Below are 1,902 nucleotides of genomic sequence, written 5' to 3' on the forward strand. Positions count from 1 at the left end.
ACGCTTACTAGCGTGGTTCTTGTTTTTTATGACAGGGTTTAAGGAGTATGTCACTATTCCTCCGGCTTTTTTTCCGCCTCCCTCAGGCGGATGCCCAGCTCTCTGAGCTGACGGTTGGATACTGCTGCCGGGGCCTCGGTCATAAGACAGGAAGCCTTCTGGGTCTTGGGAAAGGCGATTACGTCCCGAATGGAAGAGCACCCGGCCATGAGCATCACTAAGCGGTCCAGACCGAAAGCGATCCCCCCATGCGGCGGAGCCCCGTAATCCAGGGCCTGCAAAAGAAACCCGAACTTGTTCCTGGACTCCTCCAGGTCCATGCCCAGGGCCTTGAACATTCTCTCCTGGTCCTCCCGGGTATGCAGGCGGATGGATCCTCCCCCCACCTCCTGGCCGTTTATGACCATGTCGTAAGCCCGGGCCAGGGCCTGTCCCGGCTCTTTTTCCAGAAGATCCATGTGTCCGTCCTTGGGCGAGGTGAAAGGGTGATGCCTGGCCATCCATCTCTTTTCCTCCCCGTCCCATTCCAGGAGGGGAAAATCCATGATCCAGATGGGTGCAAAGGTATCTCTGGGAATGAGCCCGAATCTTTCACCCAGCTTCAAACGCAGATAGCCCAGGGAGTTGTTCACCACCTCCGGGGACGCAGCCTGAAAGAAAACAATATCCCCGGCCTCCAGTCCCAGGGCCTCTGTCAGCCCGCTGCACTCCTCCCGGCTCAAAAACTTGGCAATGGGGGACTGCCATTCGTCCTCCTTTATCTTGATCCAGGCCAGCCCCTTGGCCCCGTAAATACCTACAAAATCAGTATACTCGTCGATTTCCCTGCGGCTTAGCTCTGCTCCTCCGGGCACGCGCAGGGCCTTGACCAGCTCAGCCCTGGCAAACAGGTTGAAACCTGAGCCGCGCACCACGTCAGTAACATCCTTGAGAGTCAAATCAAAGCGCACGTCCGGACGGTCCAGACCATAGTCAGCAATGGCCCGGGAATAGTCAAGCCTCTGAAAGGGGGTCTCAAGCTCCACGTCCAGGACTTCCTTGAACAGCCGGGCAATCATGTTTTCCGATTCAGACATGACCCCTTCTTCTTCCACAAAGGACATCTCCATGTCCACCTGGGTGAACTCCGGCTGGCGATCCGCCCGCAGATCCTCGTCCCGGAAACACTTTACCACCTGGTAGTAGCGGTCCATGCCCGCGCACATGAGCAGCTGCTTAAATAGCTGGGGTGACTGGGGCAAGGCATAGAAATGCCCCTGACTCAAGCGGCTGGGAACCAGGAAGTCCCTGGCTCCCTCCGGGGTGCTCCTGGTCAGAACCGGGGTTTCCACTTCGGTGAAGCCTGAACTGTGCAGAAAATTTCTAATCTCATGCACCACCTGGCTGCGAAGTCGCAGATTTCCGGCCACCGCCGGCCGCCTCAGATCCAGATAACGATGCTTGAGCCGCAGGTTCTCTGCCGCCTCAGCCCTGTCTTCTATGAGGAAAGGAGGAGTTCTGGAGCGGTTCAACAGCTTGAATTCCCTGACCGCGACTTCAATATCGCCGGTGTACAGGTTGGGATTGATCATATCCTCCGGCCTTCTGCGCACCACCCCCTTTACAGCCAGGACATACTCGCTGCGCAGGGCGTGAGCGTCTTCCAGAGCCTGCGCACTTACATCCGGGGTGAAAACAACCTGGGTCAGACCGTCCCTGTCCCTTAAGTCGATAAAAATAAGTCCGCCATGATCCCGGCGGTACTGTACCCAGCCCATGAGGCACACTTCCCTGTCGTCATGTTCCAGGGTCAGATCGTTGCATCCATGAGATCTCACCCACCATCCCAGGGGCTGGGTCTCGAGCTTGCTTCTGGCTTCATCCATTGTGTTTTGTGCCTGTATGGAGTTGAGGTTTGTACTG

The 1,902-nt window shown here is 56.9% G+C and carries 1 protein-coding gene; it reads right to left on the bottom strand.

Annotated features, from left to right (window positions below; translation table 11 throughout):
• Positions 1-53: 53 nt before the first annotated feature.
• Positions 54-1,865, bottom strand: a complete 1,812-nt coding sequence (gene aspS / locus D5S03_RS00015; RefSeq protein ID WP_008870300.1) for an aspartate--tRNA ligase — start codon at positions 1,863-1,865, stop codon at positions 54-56.
• Between the last annotated feature and the right edge of the window lie 37 nt (positions 1,866-1,902).

The sequence above is a fragment of the Desulfonatronospira sp. MSAO_Bac3 genome, from assembly GCF_003838035.1.
Lineage (GTDB): Bacteria > Desulfobacterota > Desulfovibrionia > Desulfovibrionales > Desulfonatronovibrionaceae > Desulfonatronospira > Desulfonatronospira thiodismutans.

Coding starts and splice junctions, on each gene's coding strand:
- aspS (WP_008870300.1), bottom strand. CDS start 1,865: ATGGATGAAGCCAGAAGCAAGCTCGAGACCCAGCCCCTGGGATGGTGG.